Origin of the sequence: Gordonia alkanivorans NBRC 16433 (assembly GCF_000225505.1) — a bacterium.
Lineage (GTDB): Bacteria > Actinomycetota > Actinomycetes > Mycobacteriales > Mycobacteriaceae > Gordonia > Gordonia alkanivorans.
Genome location: NZ_BACI01000127.1, coordinates 1 through 2527 on the forward strand (window position 1 = coordinate 1; position 2527 = coordinate 2527).

General features: G+C 63.7%; 2 protein-coding genes. Both read left to right on the forward strand.

Annotated features, from left to right (window positions below):
• The first annotated feature begins 167 nt into the window (after positions 1-167).
• Positions 168-1679, forward strand: coding sequence for an IS21 family transposase (gene istA, locus GOALK_RS22880; RefSeq protein ID WP_075863973.1), 1512 nt, complete (start codon positions 168-170; stop codon positions 1677-1679).
• Positions 1676-2461 (forward strand): IS21-like element helper ATPase IstB, encoded by a 786-nt coding sequence (gene istB / locus GOALK_RS22885; protein ID WP_006361228.1) that lies wholly within the window; start codon positions 1676-1678, stop codon positions 2459-2461. The genes istA and istB overlap by 4 nt, the downstream gene beginning before the upstream one ends.
• Positions 2462-2527 lie beyond the last annotated feature (66 nt).

Genomic DNA, 2527 nt, shown 5'->3' on the forward strand with positions numbered 1-2527 from the left:
CGCTGTCCATGGCCATGAGAAAGTCCCCACTGGTGGCCAGGTCGAGGTCCCCGCTGGTGGCCAGATAAAAGTCCCCACCCTGTGTTCGTCGTGTCGACCCGGAACTGAGGGCCCAGGCGATGACGGTGAAGGTGCCAACCGATCACCATCACCGCCTGGGAGTTCCATTGAAGTCTGCGAAGGACCGTATGGACATCATTTCTGCTTACCGAGAACTCGGAAGCTATCGCGCCGCAGCCGAGGTGTGCGGCACCACCCACAAGACCGTCAAACGTGTGGTCGACCGGTTCGAGGCCGACGATCAACCACCCGATCGCAAGGAACGGGCCCGCAACTACGACACCGTCGCCGAGCTGGTCGCCGAGAGAGTCGAGCGGTCACACGGCCGGATCACCGCCAAACGTCTGCTACCAGTAGCGCGAGCGGCGGGCTATGCAGGCTCGGCCCGCAACTTCCGTCGTCTCGTCGCCCAGGAGAAAACACAGTGGCGCCGTGATCACCATCGTGGGCGTCGCCCGGCAGTGTGGGCTCCGGGTGACTACCTGGTCATCGATTGGGCCGTGATCGGCGGCCTGCACATGTTCTGCGCGGTGTTGGCGTTCTCACGCTGGCGGTTCGTTCGGTTCGCCACCAATGAAACATCCACCACCACACTCGGATTCATCGCTGAAGCCTTTGAGGAGATCGGTGGAGTACCCAACAAGGTACTCGCTGATCGGATGGGCTGCCTCAAAGGTGGAGTCGTCGCCAACGTCGTCGTACCCACCCCCTCGTATGTGCGGTTTGCCACCCACTACGGGTTCGCCCCGGATTTCTGTCACGGCGCCGATCCGGAATCGAAAGGGATCGTGGAGAACCTCTGCGGGTACGCGCAGTCAGATCTGGCGCAACCGTTGTGGACCGAAGCCAAGATCGCCGCTGGTCGTGACGACGTGCAGCTGGATGTGCACGCAGCGAACCGGGCCGCGCGGGACTGGTGTGTCGAGGTCAACACCCGCCGCCACAGCGACACACTGTGCGTGCCTGCTGAGCAACTCGATGTGGAACGAGAAGTGCTGTCGACGTTGCCATCTCTGCGGGCCCAAGTCGGCCCACCGCCGGTCACCCGAAAGGTCGATCGCCTCTCATGTATCCGGTACGCCTCGGCCCGCTACTCGGTACCCAACCGGCTCATCGGCACCACCGTGACCCTCATCCAGGACGGTGAACGGCTCCTGATCGCCGAACCCGCCTCAGGCGAGGTGATCGCCGAACATCTGCTGGCCGCACCCGGAGAGGTCGTCCTCAACGATGACCACTACGGCGGGCCACGCACACCGCCCAGTCGTGCACCACGACCCAAAACCGCAGCAGAGAAGCAGTTCTGCGCTCTCGGTGAGGTTGCTGAGCAGTTCCTGGTCGGTGCCGCCGCGATCGGTAACACCCGCCTAAGCGGTGAACTCGACGACATCCTCGGGCTCGTCACCTCCCACGGCCACGAACAGGTGCTCACCGCCCTGACCAGGGCGGTGGCATTCCGACGGTTCAAGGCCGCCGATGTGCGTTCGATCCTCGATGCCGGAGCCGGCACCCCCAACCCGCGACCGGCCGGCACAGCACTGCTCGGGCACCTGCCTACCGCGCCCACCCGCTCGCTGGATGCCTACAAGCTCGGCGCCGGCGACAAGGAGGTGTCATGACCACCACAACATCGACATCAGTTGCACCAACAGTGCCGCCACTACCGGCCGACCTCGACCAAGCGCTACGCCGATTGAAGCTCGCCTCGATCCGCCGCACCGCACCCGAGGTACTGCTCACCGCGAAAACCCAGCGATGGACACCCGAAGAAGTGCTGCGGACCCTGGTCGAAGCCGAGATCGCCGCTCGTGATGCCTCCAACATCCGCAACCGACTCAAAGCTGCCGGGTTCCCGGTCACCAAAACCCTGGAATCGTTCGACGTGGCCGCATCCTCCATCCCGGCCAACACCTTCGAATACCTATCCTCACTGGAATGGGTTCGAGCCCAACACAATCTGGCCTTGATCGGCCCAGCCGGGACTGGCAAGAGTCACACCCTGATCGGGCTGGGGATCGCCGCAGTACACGCCGGACACAAAGTGCGGTACTTCACCGCCGCCGACCTCGTGGAGACCCTGTATCGCGGACTGGCCGACAACACCGTCGGCAAAACCATCGACACCCTGCTACGCCAAGATCTGCTCATCCTCGACGAGATCGGATTCGCACCACTCGACGACACCGGCACCCAACTACTGTTCCGGCTCGTCGCCGGCGCCTACGAACGCCGCTCTCTCGCGATCGCCAGCCACTGGCCCTTCGAACAATGGGGACGATTCCTGCCCGAACACACCACCGCCGCCAGCATCCTCGACCGGCTCCTACACCACGCCACCATCGTCATCACCGACGGCGACTCCTACCGCATGACACACCGAACGGAGGTACCACCCACCTAGAACATCCCGCACAGGGTGGGGACTTTTACCTGGCCACCAGCGGGGACATCAAACTGGCCGTTGACA